Consider the following 20,048-nt stretch of genomic DNA (forward strand, 5'->3'; position numbering starts at 1 on the left):
AGGAATCTCTAGCTGGTAGGAATGCAGCCTTACTAGGTTCTATACTCCCGAGCTGGACAAGCAACAAAAAGATACATATTAATAGACTATAATGACGTTGGTTAATGCATTGTTTGATCGAAATGAACATACTGTTTTGCGATAAAATTTGTAAAGAATAACAAATATAGGGGAAAAGTGTTTGTGTGATTAGTACCTTTGCGGCAATTATCCTGTTCTAGTAATTTAAAAATGAACCATACCTTTGAAATATTCAATATAAAATCGATTAATCTTAAGAATGAGTTGTTTGCAGGATTAACGGTCGCAATGACAATGATTCCGGAATCACTCTCATTTGCAATTTTAGCCGGGCTACCACCCTTGACCGGACTTTACGCAGCATTTTTAATGGGTTTGATCACTTCCGTTTTGGGAGGTAGGCCAGGGATGGTCTCGGGAGGTGCTGGCGCAACAGTAATTGTATTGATGGCCCTGGCGGCAAGTCACGGTATTGATTACCTGTTTGCTGCTGTCGTCTTGGCGGGGCTCCTGCAATTTTTAGTCGGGCTTTTTAAATGGGGGAAATTTGTACGCTTGATTCCACAGCCTGTTATGTACGGTTTTTTAAATGGACTGGCCATTATCATTTTTATGGCTCAAGTAGTCCAATTTAAGGTGAATACCGGGCAGGGGGCGGAGTGGATGTCGGGAAGTACCTTATACATCATGGGGGGATTGACTCTGCTGACGATGTTGATTGTGATTGTATTTCCTCGGATAACGAAGGCTGTTCCGGCCTCTTTAATCGCTATTCTGGTTGTATTTGGTCTGGTTTCTCTTTTAGGTATTGATACCAAAAAAGTAGTAGATATTGCCTCTGTTAGTGGGACATTACCCCATCTACATTTACCTAATGTACCCCTGAGCTGGGAAACATTGCAACTGATTTTTCCGTATTCTATGGTGATGGCCGGAGTAGGGTTGGTGGAATCGCTCCTGACACTGAACATGGTGGACGAAATAACGGCGAGTAAGGGAAATGCAAACCGCGAATCCATGGCGCAGGGGATAGCCAATACAATCAATGGATTTTTTGGGGGAATGGGTGGCTGTGCCATGGTTGCTCAAACACTGGTCAATTTAAACGCTGGTGCACGCACGCGACTTTCTTCTTTTATAGGAGCGATGACCATCTTAGTGATTATTTTGGTAGGTGCTCCTTTTATTGAGCAGATACCCATGGCCGCGCTGGTCGGTGTGATGATGATGGTGGCCATTGGAACCTTCCAATGGGTGAGCTTGCGGATTGTCAATAAATTTCCCAAATCAGATATTTTCGTTGGGATTATTGTCGCCGGAATTACCGTGGTTTTACATAATTTGGCGCTTGCGGTGCTGATTGGTGTAGTGGTATCCGCACTTGTATTTGCCTGGGATAATGCGAAGCGCATTCGGGCAAGAAAATATTTGGATGCCGAGGGCATCAAGCATTATGAAATCTATGGACCTCTTTTCTTTGGTTCGACAGCTAATTTTTTGGATAAATTTGATGTTTTGGAAGATCCTGAGCGCGTGATTTTAGATTTTAAGGAAAGTCGTGTGGTGGATATGTCCGCCGTGGATGCACTCAACAAAATTACCGAACGCTACGCTGCACAAGGGAAAAAAATCGAATTGAGGCACCTCAGTGAAGATTGTCGCTCTTTGTTAAAAAATGCTGCGGGCATTGTGAAGGTCAATATCATGGAAGATCCAACCTATCGGGTCATGCCGGGCAAGTAGACTCTTTTTTGCGCAGCTCAAAAAAAAGTTCATTTCCCTGTCTTTGGGGAATACTGTTGGTTGAATCTGTCAGCTGTAAAATGTCAAATTGCGATGCGAATAATTGTTGATATTCCGTTTGATCTCCACCGAAAGGTGGTCCTTGTTGCGCAAAATCCCGTTTGAACAATAAACCCGTCAGAATACCCTGCTGCTTGAGCAAAGTATGCATTTGTTGTACGTAGCTGGGGCGTAATGAAGGATCCAGTGCACAAAAAAATGTTTGCTCAATTATATAGTCGTACTGACCCAGGTGCTGGAAAAAATCTTGACATACAATTTGGATCTGAGGGGTATTGGCGAACTCCTTTCTTACCTTCGCAACGAGGGTCGGAGCGATATCAAGTAAGGTAATTTGATGGAACCCCATGTCAAGTAGAGCCTTTGCTTCATAAGCATTTCCACAACCGGGAATTAGAATAGAGGCATCTTTCGCAATAGACTCCGCTGCATAGTTGATAATAGCAGGAGAGGCATAACCAATATCCCAGCCTGTTGCTTTGTTCTTATAACGTTCATCCCAATAGTTTCCATCCAATAGTGAAGAATTCATAGCTGTTTTGTTCTATATGCTTTAGCAATTTACATAAATATTAGGTTAATAGGGTGCTTCTCTTTGCTGAAAATTGCTTTTAGCTACCCGCTCGGAAGTTGATTTTATTTAGTTGATTTGGACTATTGTGGTCAAAGTTCGATTGGCAAGATGTCGTATTGGAGAGAAATCTTGAAATTCACTTGTATTCCATACGATATTAAAATTTATAGCGTTCAATTACTCTAGTAGGGATAATCCCCTCATGTTTTTAGATGAATTATATTAAAGTAGTTTTATTTATTGTTTTATTTCTAATTGTTGGTCTTGCCTACGCTAATCAAGATTGGAATGGTTTGGAGAGCGCGCATCACTATATCGGTTATTTGTTGTTATCACTCTATATATCGGGCTCAACACTGTTTATGTATAAACCTCTTAAAGGGGATCGAAAACTAAAACGACATTTTTTTATTCGATTTTCTGTAGTCTGTATCGCCTTTCTGCTACTTCTTGTCCCATATTTGATTCTTAAACAACAAAATGATGCTTTGGGGGCTGGATATTTACTCTATTTTATGACCGTCAGTCTTGCAGCACCGTTGTCCATTTATGCCTTTATTGAGATCCTATGGTTATTTACCCAAAAGAAATATCCGCAAATAGGTGTTAACCTATTACTTGTTGGCTATATCTACTGCCTTTTTTTATTCAGTGGTCTATTTGGATATTAAACCTATGGGAGACACGGACTTGTCATCATCGCCTTTTAATCGGTTAAAATTAAGCATGTTTCTGCTCGTTTTTCTAGAATTACTTTTTTGTGAAAAGAATCATTGATTAAAATTGTTGTTTGCTTCTTATCCGGAAAATTGCTAATTTAATAAGGATTCTTAAACCTGAATTTAAAGAATTTCGAGACTAAACCTGATCAGGTCCTTGTTCTTGAAGATAACAATTTTATAACCAATTAATGGATTGAGGTATGATACACAAAGTAGTTTCCCTTGTATTGGGAGGAGGTCGAGGGTCGCGCCTTTTCCCATTGACACAGCAACGGTCGAAACCAGCGGTTCCAATAGCTGGAAAATATCGTTTGGTCGATATTCCGATTTCGAACTGTTTGAATTCTGGCTATAATAAGATCTTCGTACTGACGCAGTTCAATTCAGCCTCTTTGAACACACACATCAAAAATTCTTACAATTTCAGTATTTTCAGTAAGGGCTTTGTTGACATCTTGGCTGCTGAACAGACCAATGAGGGCGATCGTTGGTTTGAGGGCACGGCTGATGCTGTTAGGCGAACGCAGAAACATCTCCTGAATGTAGATTACGACTACATTCTTGTCTTGTCTGGTGATCAGTTATACCAAATGGATTATTCGAAGCTGATTGACTTCCATGTTGAAAATGGGGGTGATGTTACCATTGCGACTATACCGGTCAATGGTAAGGATGCTACAGGATTTGGTATTTTAAAAGCGAATGAAGCGAATGAAATTACCGCTTTTGTCGAAAAGCCCGATAAGGACGAAGTATTAAATTGGACCTCAGAGGTCTCCGAGGTTTTGCATAAGCAGGGAAGGCATTATTTGGCATCTATGGGGATCTATGTTTTCTCAAAAAACATCTTGCGCAACCTTTTAATTGCCAACCCGGGGATGGATTTTGGCAAGGAAATTATACCGGATGCCATTGAAGCACTTCGGGTATTGAGCTACCAATTTGAGGGGTATTGGACCGATATCGGGACCATCAAATCTTTTTTTGATGCCAATATCGGATTAACCGATGACATTCCGGATTTCAACTTGTTTAATGAGACCGTATATACACGTGCGCGGATGCTTCCGCCTTCGAAAATTTCAGGAACGACTTTAAATAATACGGTAATTGCCGATGGATGTATTTTAAATGGAGATAAACTGGAAAGGTCTGTTATTGGGATACGCTCCCGTATTGGTGAAGGGACGGTTATTAAATCGACCTACATGATGGGAACAGATTACTATGAGCAATTGGAAGAAGTACTGGAATTGGGAAATACACAAAAACCACCACCAGTAGGCGTCGGTAAACGTTGTTATATTGAAAATGCAATCCTGGATAAGAACTGCCGTATTGGAGATGACGTTCGTATCATTGGTGGACCGGGCTTGAATGATGGCGATTTTGATACGCATATGATCTGTGACGGTATCGTTGTTGTTAAAAAAGATGCTATCATTGCCAACGGTGTTACGATAGGATTTTGATCATTTGTATATGTTGAAGTTAAAGTCTGCTGTTTATATAAATTGCGTAAACAGCAGACTTTCGTTGCTTTCTCCTTTGTTTTAATGATAAAATGGAGATTGATGCCCAATATTGTCGTGCTGTATGGAGTAATACTGTCAAAGAGCTAGTTTATAAATATTATCTTTGCGCATTATAAAATTTTTTAAGGCTAAAATGATCGATTACAGGAAACAGATTGTTTTTTATTGTATGCTGGTTTTACTTTTTGTAATGCCGGTTACCTCATTTGCGCAGATCCAGTTGGAACAACCTTCGGATTCGAGCAGCGGATCTCATTTTTTTAAGAAAATTCCTTACAAAGAACTGGCTGTTCCTGTAGGATTGATCACCTATGGTATCGTTGCCAAAGGGAATCCCTTTTTAAAAGGGATAGATGAAGACATTAGAGACGGCGTTTCGAGAGGGAACAATCAAAAAATTAAGTTGGACGATTTCACCCGTTTTGCTGGAACTGCCGGAGTTTTTGTGCTGGATGCGGTTGGGGTACCTGCGAAACATAACCTTAAACAACGCCTGTTCACAACAACAGTTTCCAATATTATCATGACTTCAACCGTGAGAATTATGAAATCGACCATTCCTGTATGGCGACCGGATAGTTCAGCGAACAATTCCTTTCCTTCAGGGCATGCTGCCACTGCATTTGTTGGTGCGGAACTGCTTTGGCAGGAATACAGACAGGAGTCAATTTGGTACGGAATAGCGGGGTATGCTGTTGCCGCAGGTACCGGTTATCTGCGGATGCACAATGATAAGCACTGGTTCTCGGATATCGCTATGGGAGCTGGAGTTGGTATCTTAAGTACTAAAATCGCCTATTGGTTGCTACCGCTGGTAGACAGTCGATTGCAGAATTCAAAAAAGAGTTATGTGGTATTACCAACCTATAATGGGCGGCAATTTTGTCTAAATGCCAGCTTACAGTTTTAGGCTCTTATTTTTAAGCCCCATTAGGAGCCTCTACATTGCTCGTACTCGGCTCACCTGAAAATAAAATTTCCTAGATATTATTCGTACAGGGATATAAATCCACTTTAAATCCCTGTGTTTACTACAGTTTTTAGGTGTTCAACCTGAAGATCGGGACTGCTATGTCCGGCATTTCCATTCCTTATTTAAGCATGTAACGTTTCTGTGAATTTTAGATTAAAAAATCATATTAATTTCGTTAATATGATTTTGTTTTTTAAATTTAATAGGCAATCTAATCCACTTTTGCTGTTTTTTATAAAAAGAGAGGCATGCAAAGTCAATAAACCAAAGTTGAACCCCACGGTTCTTTATTATTTTAAACCAATTTGTAATTATGATGAGAAATTTTTTTCTTCATGGAAAGGCGAGACCCATTAGCCTTTTGGGGCTCTGCCTGCTGTTTAGTCAGCCTGATTCTTACGCGCTGAATCTGGATCCGATCAATGCTATTGTCGATCAAGATCAGGTTACAGGGATCATCAAAGATGAGAAAGGTCAGGTATTAGCCGGTGCTACCATCACCGTCAAAGGAACATCCGTTCAAACGTCCTCCAATCAACAAGGTGTTTTTTCTATTCGCGCAAAGCGCGGTGATGTTTTGGTCGTGAACTACCAAGGGTTTACAAAACAGGAGGTGGCCGTTTCCACAGGTAATGTGAACGTGGTCATGGTATCGAGTGATCAAGCACTTGAAGAGGTCGTGATCATTGGCTATGGTAAGCAGCGGAAAGGGAATATTACCGGTTCGGTGGCTACCGTCAATGCAGAACAGTTAAAAAACATCCCCAGTTCAAATCTTTCCAATTCACTCGCCGGTAGAGCCGCGGGTGTCAACGTAACCAATACTTCGGGGATGGCCGGGGCATCGTCGAGCTTACGTATACGGGGGAGTTTTGCCGAGCCACTCTATGTAATTGATGGCGTGGTTCGTGATAAAGCTGCATTCGATGTGCTTGAAGCGAACGAGGTTGACCAAATGACCTTCTTAAAAGATGCTGCAACTGCCGCAGTGTATGGCACCCGGGCCGGTAATGGTGTAGTGGTGGTAACGACAAAAAAAGGAACAGCGCAAGCACCAGTTTTTAATGTACAAAGTAATTATACTTTCAATACACCAACACAGGAGCTCCTAGCTAACTTAACCACTGCGAAAGATGAACTCACCTATCAAAACCGGGTCGCTGAATTTCGTGGTCTTTCCATCCCAAATGGACAAAAAGAGTTTGATTATTTCAAGGACAAAAATTACAATGCCAATGACGTTATCTGGCGCAATCCGTTTACACATCGACAATCGATATCGGTTAATGGGGGTGGCGACAAAATTACTTATTATAGCTTGCTGAGCTACCGTAAAGAAAATGGATCGTATAAATCTTTGGATCATGAGAAATTTAACCTACGGAGCAATATCTCCGCGCAGATTACCGAAGATTTTAGCATGGATTTTAATATTTCAGCCAACCAGACGAATTCGAAGCGCTTTTTTTGGCCCTTTAGCACATCTTCCAATGATGATGATTTTGATGTATCCGATTTCTACCGTGTTACATTCAACTGGCCAAAGATGTATCCTTTTTACCTGAATGCAGATGGAACGCCAAGCAATACACCAACGGCTTTTCCTGTACAGACCCCTATGGGAAGCTGGCAGGCGTGGAATGTGATCGATCAGGTCATCGGAGATCGCTATATAGACCGTAAAGTGCGGCAGGTCAATCCTATTATGACCCTAAACTTGAAGCTGGATAAATTGGTACAGGGCCTTTCGACAAAAGTTGTAGGAAGTTACATTGCTCAAGACTATATGCGCAAGCGTTATATGAGTTTTCAAAAGAACTATACCTTTACCTCTTTAAACCCGAATGACAACCGCTTTATACCAGCTCCGCCATCAGAAGCTAATATTAATATTTTTACTTTTAGTCAGAGCCAGCCTTTCATGGATTACAGTCCACAACGATTGTGGGAATATCAGGTAAACTGGTTTTTAAACTATAACCGCAAGTTTGGTAAACATGCCGTAGACGGAACATTGGTGTATGAACAGTCCAAAAAAGGAGGGACTTATGTCACTTCACGGGCAGAAAATCCAATTACAGCCCTGGATCAAATGTTTATTTATCCTACAGATCGCAACTTCAGGTCGACAACGGCCAATGAAACGATCGATTCGAGACGTGGTATCATCGGGCGTGCCAACTACAATTATGCTGATAAATATATTGCGGAGTTTTCTTTTCGTTATGATGGTTCACCATTATTCCCGACAGATAAGCGCTGGGGATTTTTTCCTTCAGTATCAGCAGCCTGGCGTGTGTCGGACGAAAACTTCTTTACGGATATAAAAAATACGATATCGGATTTGAAGTTCAGAGCTTCTTATGGTACAACGGGTAACGATTTGGATGTCAATGCCAATCGAATCGGGCAATTTGGTTATTTAGAAAAGTATACCACCTCGGGCGGCTATATGTTTGGTGACCGCTATTATAATGGTATTGCGTATGGTGCAACCCCAACACAAAATCTAACCTGGACAACCTCTAAGAGTGTCAACTTGGGTTTGGATTTTGGATTTGTTAATAATAAGCTGACCGGTAGCCTTGATCTGTTTTCACGCAAGGAAACCAATATTCTTGGCCCAAGATCGCTGAAGGTCCCTGACAATTACGGTCGTGCACTTGCTCCTGAAAACTATGCGGCGAGAAGTTATAAAGGCGGCGAGATTTCTTTTAACTGGAATGACAAGGTTGGTGAAGTGGCTTATGGTCTCAATGCCAATCTGGGGTATGCCAAAGACCGTTGGGACATCATTGACGAAGAACCATCTTATGCATCGGGCCAGCCGCAGAACTTTCGCTCGAGAATTGGACGACCTGAGAATAGAATTATCGGCTTAGAATCCCTTGGTTTGGTTAGGACACAGGCTGAAGCTGATGCGTTGAAAGCAAAAGGATTTAAGACCTACGGAAGGGATCCCTTTCCTGGGATGATCTTATATAAAGATATTCAGGGAGCGAACTACTCCGGTGGTCCGGATGGGAAAATTGATGATAACGATTTGCAGTTATTGTCGGACAATAATTCTCCGCGCATCAATTATGGATTTGGATTCAATGCAAGCTGGAAGGGCTTTTATGTCTCGGCCTTATTTCAGGGAGTTCTTGCTTATGATCGCATGATCAGTAATCAAGAAGGCGGCGGAATGCGCCAGCACGGTGATACCTTCCGTCCATATTATCCAATTTGGGCTTCCGATGTTTGGACACCGGATAATACCGACGCCAAATATCCGCGGCCAACAGGATACTCTGGCTGGGCCGAATCCGGTGCAGCCCCTTCGTCATTCTGGATAAGAAATGGAGCCTATTTGCGCTTACGTGACATTAATGTTTCTTATCGATTGCCGAAAAGCATGACAGAGAAATTGCGTGTGAAAGATGTCAATCTGTTTTTTAATGGGACCAATTTGTTTGTTTTTTCGCCAATGAAAGAGTTTCATGATCCCGAACAAAAGCTGTATGATTCTTATCCAGTCATGAAAACCTTTACGTTCGGACTTGATGTTAAATTTTAAATGAAAAAAAGATGAAAAAAATATATTATCCTTTAATTGCATTGGCCTTGTGCATGTCCTCCTGTAAAAATGTATTGGACATTGAGGACCTCAATTCGCTGGATGAGGCTAAGGTATGGGCTGATCCAAATCTAGTGAACGGCTATCTTGCCAATTTATATCCACTATTTGGTAACTGGAATTCTGGTGCGGACGGAAATTCGGAACAACTAATCGGGATCGCTTTTCCATTGGATGCGGTTACCGTCAACAATGGTTCTTACAAATCATGGGATTATACAGTCATCCGGAAAATCAATACGGCTATACAGAAAGTCAATGAAAGTAGTTCGTTAAAAGATGATTTTAAAAAAACGGTGATTGGCCAAGCGTTGTTTATGCGTGCCTTTATGTATTTTAACATGGTCAGGATCCACGGCGGTGTTCCTTATATTACTGTGCCGCAAGACCTAAAAAATGATGATCTTAATGTCCCCCGCAATTCGACAAAAGAATGTTTTGAGCTGATCGTTAAAGATCTGGATCAGGCTATTTCACAATTGCCAAAAACAATTGCAAAAGGAACGGCAGATTATGGGAAAATTGATGGTGATTTTGCAGCCGCTTTTAAAGCAAAGGTATTGTTGTATAAGGCTTCTCCACAGTTTAACCCTTCCAATCCTTATGGAAATGCCTATTGGCAGGAGGCCAATACCGCAAATAAATTAGCTTATGATCAGCTGAAGACGGATGGCTATAGTTTGACTTCAGATTATTCCAACATTGCCCTGGTAGAAAAGGGTCCAGAGGTTGTTTTTGCTGTGATTAATACCTATCCAAATAAAGTTGCCAATTGGGATAATGGTGTACGTCCGGGATCCGAAAGTAGGGGGCCGGCAGGTTCCGTTCCATCCTGGGAATTTGTAAAAGCTTTTCCAATGAAAGATGGAAAGTTATATTCCGATCAAACGGGTAAATACCATAAGACAGAAGAACAATTTTTACAATCCTATTGGGAAAACCGCGATCCGCGTTTTGACAAATCTATTGTGTGGAATGCCAAAATCTATGAAGTTTCCGGCAAGACCGGCAAAAGACAATATACTTCTGTCGGTATTGCTCCGGCTTTAGATGACTTTGGCATTAACCCGAACGCAAAAACTCCATCGTCCAATTTGGATCGATATAGCGGGTTTTTTATCTTAAAAAATTCTAAACTGTCATTAAAGCAAACCGAAGTGGAAACTCAGTATGATGTCGACTTTGTGTTGATGCGCTATGCCGAGGTCCTATTGAATTATGCTGAAACGGCAAATGAAACAGGAGATTTTGCGACGGCCTTAGACCTGGTTACGCAAATTAGGAAAAGAGCGGGAATCGAGCCGGGCGCAGACAATAAATATGGCATAACGGCAACCACGAAGGAGCAAATGCGTGAAGCTATTTTGGCAGAGCGTAATATTGAGTTCTGCTTTGAGGGACATCGTTTTTGGGATTTAAGAAGGTTACGTAAGCTCAATATACTGAACAATACAACCAAACATGGAGTTGAAGCGATAGCAATAAATTCAAATGGAACTGAGATGAATCTGGATGATGCCAATGCATTGGCCAAAACATACACATTGAAAGAAAATCAGTTCAAATATAGCGTCTTGCAGGTGCCAAGTACAGGAAACAAAGTGAATTTGGTACCCGATACCTATTATTTCTTTCCAGTCGCGCAGTCGGTCATTGACAAGAACCCAAATATCAAGCAGAATAAAGATTGGGGTGGAACATTTAATCCAACGATGGAATAGTATTTTCGCCTAGACCCATTCAATAAAAAACACCCGCAACGGCTTTAGCTGCTGCGGGTGTTTTATTTAAATCTCATTTATGGTGAGTTTATTAATCATCCGACTGAGCCCTATTTGGATTATAATTTAAAAACTCTTGAACTGAGTCTACCTTGGCCTTTGATTCTGATTTCTTTCGGATAGAGTTCCAAAAGTCCATAGGCATTGCTGGTAACTGTTTCGATCATGCCTTCCATGGTTACAAAAGGAATATTATTTGTCATTACATAATTGCCTTTATGATTATGACCGGAAAGTACCAGCTTAACTTCGGGGAATTTGTATAGTATATCAAGAACCGCCCGGTTATTGAGTGTTTCATAGCCGTTTTCTGGCAATAAAGGATGATGTGTCAATAGGATCACATGCTCTTTGTTTTTCCGCGCTTGGGCAAGTTCGTTTTGTAACCATTTGAGTTGTTTACGGTCAACCCCGCCATTCCAGGGTTGCGTATTTTTCCTTCCGCTTGTCTGTAGGCTATCCACCAGGATTTTCCATTCACTTCTGTGTTGATTGTAATTTTTTAAGGACTTATTATTTGAAACGAAATGCAAAAATAAATACGTATGATAAAGAAAATCCTGATTAGCTTGACTTTAATTACCATTATTGGCTGTTGCTGTTTTTTTTACGCTATTCGACGCTATCGACTTGGCGCCTACGAAAAATAATCATTTGGCGAGTGAGGAAAAATGGAAAATAGAGCAGCGGGCTGATATTGTCAATAGGACAAGCTGGTCGTTGTTGTTCTGCAAAACATGGATGACTAGTATTCAGAAAAAACGTATTTTCACAAAAGACAAATTTTATCCATACCAGTAAGGACTAAAAAACTATATCAATGATCAAACGGAATTCTGCGGAGAGAATCACTATTTACCTGAATACAAAGGAAGAGTGGCGATTTTGGCTTGAAAACAATCATCACATAACACAATCAATTTGGGTGATCTGTAATACTAAAAAATCAAATTTACCGGTGGTCAACTGGACAGAACTTGTGGATGAAGCTTTGTGTTTTGGCTGGATTGATAGCACGAGGAGGCCGATTGATCCCTATTCATTTATGCAGCTATTTAGTAGAAGAAAGCCAAATAGTACATGGTCTAAAATCAATAAAGAAAAAGTTAAAAAACTAATCGATGCGAATCTGATGACTCCAGCGGGGTATGAGGTTATAAAAATTGCACAAGAAAATGGTTCTTGGTCAATTTTGGACAGTGTGGAAGAATTAATTATTCCACAGGATTTGGATGAAGCATTTCAACATTACGCTGGTTCAAAAGATTATTTTCTTGCATTGAGTAAATCCGTCAAAAAAATGATGTTGCAATGGATTGTTCTCGCCAAAAGACCAGAGACCCGCAAAAAACGCATTGATGAGATTGCCGCAAGAGCAGCAGAAAAAGACAGGCCTAAGCAATTTCAGTAAGTTTCCAGTATTTTGAACTGCTATTTCGAGTGGTAAATAAAGAATTTTTAGTCAGATCTAAACATCTGGTTTTAGCAATTCTATTGCCTGATAGGGCTGTTTAAATAGTGCTATTTTCATGGCTATTTAATAGCAATCTTTTGGAAGCGCTTCATTGTAAAACTGATTTTCAATTTTTCCTACAAAACGTATTAATTAATTTATACCAGTTCTACTATTAGCAGGGGTTTAACAAGGGGATAACAGGGGGTTAACAGGGGTAAACCCTTGCTACCCCCCTGTAACCCCCTGTAAAAATGGTATTATTCCGATTTAACTTACGAACGTGATCGCAATATGGTAACTTGGTTAGCGGATAAAGAATAGCTGTCTCAATAATGCCATTTTTTATATTGGAAATATGATAAGAGGTGATAGTGCGTGTTGTATAATGATGAAACGATCAAAAAACCATGTTAAAGCTTATATTAATAGCAACTTGATTTGCTGTATTTGCTCAATTTTTGTATCATTGGGGAGATGATAACCAATGCAGCAGCTTAAGTCTTTTTTATACGCGTATCTCCAACTCTTTCTTCTCCTTTTCTTAGGGCCATCTTCAGTTTGGAGCCAGGTCAATACATATGCGTTTAAAACCTTAACTTCTGACCAGGGCCTGGTCCATAATCATGTCAATTGCGCACTCCGGGATAAGTACAATTACCTCTGGTTTGGTACCGAATCTGGCCTGAGCCGATTTGATGGGGCGCAATTCACAAATTTTCGCTATTCCGCCAATAAACGTACCGGGCTGAGTGGAAATTCGATTTCCGCAATCTTTGAGGGACCAGAAGGCAATGTATGGATCCGTACCAGCAACCGGATGAATGTCTATGATCAGCATTCAGGCATTATCGTCCAGCAGCTTGATTCCATACTGACTCGCTTAAAGTTGCCCGTCAAAGACGTACATACGATAAGACCGCTGGAAGGGCAGACCTTTGCACTATTGTATAGCGATCGTTCGCTGATCTTGTACGATAGCCTAAAGAAAACCTATCGTACTGTACCGCAGTTGACCAAGAACAACCGAATCGCCGATGTGATAGCTGGGCAAGGCCAGACGATCTGGGTAATCTACGAAAATGGTCTGCTGGGCCACATTGATACGAAATCACTGCGAAGTACCAAAACTAGCTTATTGCCGATCAGCAATAAGCTGGTAAATTATAATCTATTTGCCGATCAGGATGGGGCGATATGGATCTTCTCAAAGGATATTCCAATCGGTGTATACTGGTTTGCCCCGAAAGATGGATCAATTCAACATCTCCAAAAAGAACTATCCAATCCTTTTGTAGGCAATATCGTGCAAGATGATAAAGGGCACCTCTGGCTAGGAACTGACCATGGCGGGATCAATGTTTATGATAAAAAAACAAAAAGTGTACAAATCATCGGTAACGATAAATATGATTTACGAAGTCTACCTTACAATAGCATAACGGCTTTATATCGGGATAAGTCAGGTATTATCTGGACGGGAACATACAAAGGCGGCATCAGTTATTATCATCCCAACTTGTTATTATTCTCCTTAGTCAAGAACTATCCTGGACTTCCCAAATCACTTCCCTTTGACGATGTCAATAAGTTTGTACAGGATCGAAAGGGTAATCTCTGGATTGGGACAAATGGTGGGGGATTGCTCTATTATGATATCAGTCAGAAAACCTTTACGCAATACCTGCATGATCCTCAGGATCCCAATAGTTTGAGCAGCAACGTGATTGTTTCCTTATTGCTGGATGCGGAAGACAGGCTGTGGATAGGAACTTATCGAGGTGGTATGTGTCGATTTGACGGCAAAAGTTTTAAGGTTTTCCACCGTGACTCGGCTCCCGGAAAATTGAATGACGATAGTGTATGGGAGATCTATGAAGATAGTCAACATCGTTTTTGGATAGGAACGCTAAGTACCGGCCTGTACCTTTTTGATAAAAAAACAGAACAGTTTTCGAAAACATATACACGGCAGGGCCAAACCATCAACAGCAATTATATCTCTGTCTTATTTGAGGATTCAAAAAAACGTCTCTGGATCGGCACAGCTACAGGATTGGCATTGTTGGCCCCCGACGACAAGGTTACTTATATCAATACATCCAGTTCGCCTATGAAACTCATGAATGATTTAATTTATGATATCAAAGAGGACAAAACTGGTCGTATTTGGGTAGCGACACAAGAGGGACTGCATGTAATTGATGGTGCAAAAATAAGCTATCTTACACAGCAAGATGGGCTTAGCGACGATGCAATCCTGGCGCTCTTGGTAGATGATCAAGGTGATATTTGGGCTTCCACAAACAAAGGCCTGTCGGCGATTGTCGGTACAGGGCAGGCAGAGAAGTTTATCATCCGCAATTTTACGCAGGAATTGGGCCTTCAGGGGAATGTATTCAATGAAAACGCTGCTTTAAAAATGCAGGACGGAAGACTTGTCTTTGGCGGGCCAAAGGGGTTCAATTTTATTGATCCTGCGAAAATTAGCCGCGAAAGTGAACTGATCTTGCCGCTTTTGTCGAATCTCTATTTATTCAACAAGCGGGTCGCCGTAGGTGAAGAATTTTCGGGCCGGGTCATTTACGATCAAGCCCTGAATAATCTTAAGGAACTGAGGCTTCCGTACAACCTCAATGCCATTTCGCTGGAGTTCTCAACCTTTGACTACCTACAGCAACATAATGGACTCTACCAATATCAGCTTGCTGGTCTAAGTGATGAATGGTTTGATTTTGAACCGGGAACCATGCGGGCCAGTTTTACCAATCTAGACACCCGCAGCTACAGCTTGTATATTCGGCATGCTATCGATTCAAGTAGCTGGTCAGATGGTGTACTACTTTTGACAATCGATATACAGCCACCGTTTTGGCGTTCAACAATGGCCTTTCTTTTTTATGCCTGTTTGATACTAGTCGTCCTATGGGCTTATTTTTATTTGACAAAACTGCGTGTCAGGACGCGCAATCAACTTTACCTCGCTCAGGAACAGGCTGCACAGGCAAAGGAACTGGATGCGTTGAAAACACGTTTCTTTACCAATATAAGCCATGAATTCAGGACTCCGATCAGCTTGATTCTAACTCCAGCGCAGCAGCTGCTGGATGAAGAACAGCATCCGGAAAAAAAAGCCGACCTAAACTTAATCAAGAAGAATGCAGACCGTCTGCTTAAATTGGTCAACCAGCTGCTGGACTTTAGAAAATTGGAGAAAAGTGAACTTGAACTGAACGAAGAATATGGGGACCTCATGGGATTTATCCGCGAACAGCTTGATGCCTTTGCCGGGATAGCTCAAAGCAATCAGATCTCGCTGCAGCTCAATATCGCTCCAGACACATATCTGTCCTGGTTTGACAAAAACAAATTGGAAAGCATTATTTTCAATCTGATGTCAAATGCGGTCAAATTTAGCCCAGTATCCGGTATTGTGACATTCAATGCCGAAATCACTGAACAAGAAACAGAAAAGATACTGTGTATTGAAGTTCAAAATCAGGGTATAGCGATTCCCGAAAATTTACAAGCTCGCGTTTTTGAACGTTACATACAACTGGATGTGCCAAATGGAAAACTGAATCAGGGTACAGGCATCGGGCTTTCTATTGTCAAAGACTATGTCGAATTCTTGAGTGGAAATATCAGGCTGAGTAGTAATGCGCGCTGGACGACATTTAATGTTCAGTTGCCCATAAATAAGGCCGTAACGAGCGCCGATCCCGTCGAAAGCAGTAAGCAGGATAAACCCGCTATTTTATTGGTGGAAGATGATATTGACTTCCTTCATTACTTGGAGCGAACCCTGAGTTCGGTCTACCTAATTCACGCTGCACAAAGTATTAATGATGCAAAATTGATCCTAAGCAAGCAGCAGGTCGATCTTGTCATCACCGATCTCAGCCTGCCAGGAGAGAGCGGACTGGATTTTTGCCGCTTTATAAAAGCCCAGGCTAAGTTGGTTCATATCCCTGTGCTGATTGTAACTGCGGTAGTCAATCAGAAGATTGAACTGGAGGCCTTACAGGCAGGTGCAACAGATTATATAAACAAACCTTTTAATATCAGTCTACTGCGTTCAAAATTGGCGCAGATACTCCATCAGCAGCAGACGTTGGTAAAACGGTATAAAAAACAGATCAACGTTAATCTGGCGCAGCCCGATATCGTATCTGCTGATGAACAGTTTATCTGTTTGCTTGTAAAGGAAATTGAACAGGACCTCAGTGACTCTTCGCTTTCTGTCGAACTGCTAGCCAAAAGAATGAACCTCACCCGCGTAGGGCTTTATAAAAAGGTGCTTGCCATCACAGGCTATTCACCGATGGAATACATCCGGCATATTCGGCTCAAGCGCGCCATGCATCTGGTTCAAAACTCGAAATTATCGATGGCTGAAATCGCTTATGAAGTTGGATTCGGAAATCCGAAACAATTTAGCAAATATTTTAAATCTGCATTTGGTAACCTGCCGTCTTTTTATCGAAAAAGCTTGTAAATAAGTGAATTGTCGATAGTGTTTCCCGCGAGTATTCCCGCATAAGTTAACAAAATAACCCCTAAAAGTTAACAAAACATACCCCTTATACAACCGGTTGCATTCTATATTTGATCTGTTCTTTCAATAGGAAAGGACGCGTAATAACCAAGGGAATATAGTAACCAATAAATCTTATTTAAATGCGCAACTTAACGTACGCTTTAAGTGGTTTGATGCTCTTAGCAATCGTGCAGCAGGGATTTAGCCAAGCCAATAAAGCTCATTATGAAAAAATGCCTTCCGGTATTAAGGTCAGCTTCAAAAATTCGGAGACCTCCATTGATCAGGATATTTATTTGGATGTCGTAACCGACAAGATTGTGCGTGTCACAGCTGTTCCGGCTGGTGCAGTCTTACCGGGACAAACAAGCTTAGTGATCGTTGATTCACTGCGCCGGCAAGTAAAATCACTCGCGGTAAGCTCGACAGACTCGACGGTAAATGTACAAACGGCCAATATGCAGGCAGTGGTTTCCTTGATGAATGGTAAAGTGGAATTTTTTGATCTTAAGGGGCAATCCATCCTTAAAGAAGCAAAGCGGAATTCAAGTTCTTTCTTAGCCAATAGTTATCAAGGTGATGCATTTTATCACATTAACCAAGACTTTATTGTCAATGCTGAAGAAGGGATCTATGGACTCGGCCAACATCAGAATGCGGTGATGAATTATAACCGCGGAAAACAGGTTTCGTTACTGCAATATAATACAGAAATCGGAATACCCTTTTTACTGTCCACCAATAACTATGGTATTTTATGGCACAATTACTCCATCACAAAAGCGGGCGACGTGAGACCGTTATTGCCCTTAAATGCTTTTAAGCTGCAATCAAAAGAAGGTGAACCGGGCTGGCTCACAGCAACCTATGTAAACCGGAACAAGGGCGAAGAGGTTTATCTATCCCGACCGGAATCGATCATTGACTATGGCTACCTAACAGATCAGCACAAGTTTCCAAAAGGCGTAAATCTGTCCGAAAGCAAAGTCATCTATGCCGGAAGTTTCTCTTCGCCCTACACAGGCAAACATGTGCTGCATTTTAAATATTCGGGTTATATGAAAGTCTGGATTGATGGGGAGCTGGTCGCCGACCGCTGGCGGCAATCCTGGAATGCAGGTACCTTTGAGATTGAGAGAAACCTCCAGAAAGATAAGACCCACCAGATCCGCATGGAATGGATACCAGATGGAGGGGAGTCTTATTTTACCTTAAACTGGCAGAGTCCTATCCCGGAAGCGCGTAAAAACGTATTTTCCTTTAATTCGGAAGCTGGCGATGCCATAGATTATTACTTTGTTCATGGCGCATCAATGGATGAGGTCATTGCAGGTTATCGCCACTTGTCCGGTAAGGCACCGATTATGCCGCTTTGGAGCTTCGGATTTTGGCAGAGCAGAGAACGCTACAAGACGCAAGCGGAAATTGAAGCGGTCGCAGCTGAATTTCGCAAACGTAAGATTCCAATCGACAATATTGTGCAGGATTGGTCTTACTGGGCTGAAAATGACTGGGGGAGCCAGAAATTTGATGTAAAGCGTTTCCCAGATCCTCAGGCCATGGTGAAGAAGCTGCATGATCAGCACTTTAAGATCATGATTTCGGCCTGGCCCAAAATCAATGAAGAGTCTTTCGTATACCAAGAATTTAAGGCTAACAAATGGATTTATCCACGAAATATTTATGATGGCAGAAAAGATTGGATCGGAAAGGGCTATACCTCGACATTTTATGATCCTTTCAACAAAGCGGCACGCGATGGGTTCTGGAAATTGTTGAACAACAACCTCTTCAAGATTGGGATCGATGCTTGGTGGATGGATGCCAGCGAACCAGATATTCACTCCAATATTGATCTGGACGAGCGTAAATCGGTTTTTCAGCCGAGTATAGGGTCATCTGTTCGCTACTATAATGCGTTCCCATTGCAAAATGCCAAGGGTATCTATGAGGGCCAGCGTGAAACAGATCCTAACAAACGGGTATTTATTCTGACGCGATCTTTTTTTGCAGGGCAGCAGCGCTATGCGGCGGCGGCCTGGAGCGGCGATATTGCTTCGAGATGGCATGACATGAAAGATCAGATTGCCGGGGGCATCAATTTCTCGATGTCCGGGACACCTTATTGGACCATGGATGCGGGTGGCTTTTTGGTTGAAAATAGGTTTCACAAACCTAATGCGGCGGACTTGGAGGAGTGGCGCGAGCTGAATAGCCGCTGGTACCAATACGGGGCATTCTTGCCTTTGTTCAGGGCGCATGGACAATATCCCTACCGCGAACCGTACAATATCGCTCCTGTGGATCATCCGGCCTATAAAAGCATGACTTATGCGATCAATCTGCGGTATAAATTACTGGCCTATAATTACAGTCTTGCCGCAAAGACTTTTTTTGAGGACTATTCGATGATACGTGGACTTGCCATGGATTTCCCGAAGGACAAAGATGGATTCGACAGCAACGACCAATACCTTTGGGGGCCATCCTTGCTCGTCAGTCCAGTCACAGAAAAAGGAGCAACCTCACGCAAGATACACTTTCCAAAAGGAGCCAGCTGGTATGATCTATACAGTGGCAAGATGGTAGCAGGCGGGCAGGATCTGCTTATTGCAGCACCATACGAACGTATCCCTGTTTATGTCAGAGCCGGAGCAATCGTGCCCATTGGGCCGGTCATGCAGTATACGGCCGAGAAAAAGCCGGATGTACTGGATATTTATATCTATGCCGGAGCAGACGGTCAGTTTTCACTCTATGAAGACGAAGGGAGCAATTATAATTATGAAAAAGGGAAATATAGCCGCATTGATTTCAGCTACGACAATTCTGCACAGACGCTGTCTTTGGCCAGCCGTCAGGGAGATTTCGACGGCATGCTGACCAAAAGAAAGTTCAATATCATTTTTGTCAGCGACAGGAATGCCGTCGGACTGGATGTTTCATCAGCAAAATCTACAGTGGTAACCTATGCAAGTAAAGCCTTGCAGGTCAAATTAAAATAATAAAAACCAATTTATAAATCAA

11 protein-coding genes are annotated in these 20,048 nt (G+C 41.8%); 9 read left to right on the plus strand and 2 right to left on the minus strand.

Going from position 1 to position 20,048, the window contains the following annotated elements; translation table 11 throughout:
- The first annotated feature begins 231 nt into the window (after positions 1-231).
- Positions 232-1,764 carry a SulP family inorganic anion transporter gene (locus BV902_RS11435; RefSeq protein ID WP_075992036.1) on the plus strand — a complete coding sequence of 511 codons (1,533 nt, stop codon included), beginning with the start codon at positions 232-234 and terminating at the stop codon, positions 1,762-1,764.
- Here BV902_RS11435 and BV902_RS11440 read toward each other — a convergent pair.
- Entirely contained in the window at positions 1,748-2,356 is a 609-nt protein-coding gene (locus BV902_RS11440; protein WP_075992037.1) for a methyltransferase domain-containing protein, read from the minus strand. The two genes, BV902_RS11435 and BV902_RS11440, sit on opposite strands and share 17 nt — an antisense overlap.
- Positions 2,357-2,610: 254 nt before the next feature.
- On the opposite strand from BV902_RS11440, the gene BV902_RS11445 reads away from it, so the two are divergent.
- The 5 genes from BV902_RS11445 to BV902_RS11465 all read left to right on the plus strand — a co-directional run bounded on the left by BV902_RS11445 (position 2,611) and on the right by BV902_RS11465 (position 10,968).
- A complete protein-coding gene (locus BV902_RS11445; protein WP_075992038.1) occupies positions 2,611-3,069 on the plus strand; it encodes a hypothetical protein in 459 nt (152 codons plus the stop codon).
- Positions 3,070-3,320: 251 nt separating this feature from the next.
- The gene (locus BV902_RS11450) at positions 3,321-4,592 is read left to right on the plus strand and encodes a glucose-1-phosphate adenylyltransferase (protein ID WP_075992039.1); all 1,272 of its coding nucleotides are present in this window, start codon (positions 3,321-3,323) and stop codon (positions 4,590-4,592) included.
- Positions 4,593-4,824: 232 nt separating this feature from the next.
- Positions 4,825-5,565 (plus strand): phosphatase PAP2 family protein, encoded by a 741-nt coding sequence (locus tag BV902_RS11455; RefSeq protein WP_075994728.1) that lies wholly within the window; start codon positions 4,825-4,827, stop codon positions 5,563-5,565.
- Positions 5,566-5,941: 376 nt separating this feature from the next.
- On the plus strand, positions 5,942-9,187 hold the full coding sequence (locus BV902_RS11460; protein ID WP_083663568.1) for a SusC/RagA family TonB-linked outer membrane protein: 3,246 nt from the start codon (positions 5,942-5,944) through the stop codon (positions 9,185-9,187).
- An 11-nt stretch (positions 9,188-9,198) separates the two neighbouring features.
- On the plus strand, positions 9,199-10,968 hold the full coding sequence (locus BV902_RS11465; protein ID WP_075992040.1) for a RagB/SusD family nutrient uptake outer membrane protein: 1,770 nt from the start codon (positions 9,199-9,201) through the stop codon (positions 10,966-10,968).
- Positions 10,969-11,087: 119 nt separating this feature from the next.
- Here the strand turns inward: BV902_RS11465 and BV902_RS11470 are convergent, their stop codons facing one another.
- Positions 11,088-11,492 carry a metallophosphoesterase gene (locus tag BV902_RS11470; RefSeq protein ID WP_172840667.1) on the minus strand — a complete coding sequence of 135 codons (405 nt, stop codon included), beginning with the start codon at positions 11,490-11,492 and terminating at the stop codon, positions 11,088-11,090.
- Between the two features lie 356 nt (positions 11,493-11,848).
- On the opposite strand from BV902_RS11470, the gene BV902_RS11480 reads away from it, so the two are divergent.
- From BV902_RS11480 to BV902_RS11490, 3 genes are all read left to right on the plus strand, one after another.
- Entirely contained in the window at positions 11,849-12,439 is a 591-nt protein-coding gene (locus tag BV902_RS11480; RefSeq protein ID WP_075992043.1) for a YdeI/OmpD-associated family protein, read from the plus strand.
- Between the two features lie 529 nt (positions 12,440-12,968).
- Positions 12,969-16,979, plus strand: a complete 4,011-nt coding sequence (locus tag BV902_RS11485) for a hybrid sensor histidine kinase/response regulator transcription factor (protein ID WP_075992044.1) — start codon at positions 12,969-12,971, stop codon at positions 16,977-16,979.
- A 182-nt stretch (positions 16,980-17,161) separates the two neighbouring features.
- A complete protein-coding gene (locus BV902_RS11490) occupies positions 17,162-20,026 on the plus strand; it encodes a glycoside hydrolase family 31 protein (RefSeq protein ID WP_237242104.1) in 2,865 nt (954 codons plus the stop codon).
- The last annotated feature ends 22 nt before the right edge of the window (positions 20,027-20,048 follow it).

The sequence above is a fragment of the Sphingobacterium sp. B29 genome (assembly GCF_001952815.1).
GTDB classification, from domain to species: domain Bacteria; phylum Bacteroidota; class Bacteroidia; order Sphingobacteriales; family Sphingobacteriaceae; genus Sphingobacterium; species Sphingobacterium siyangense.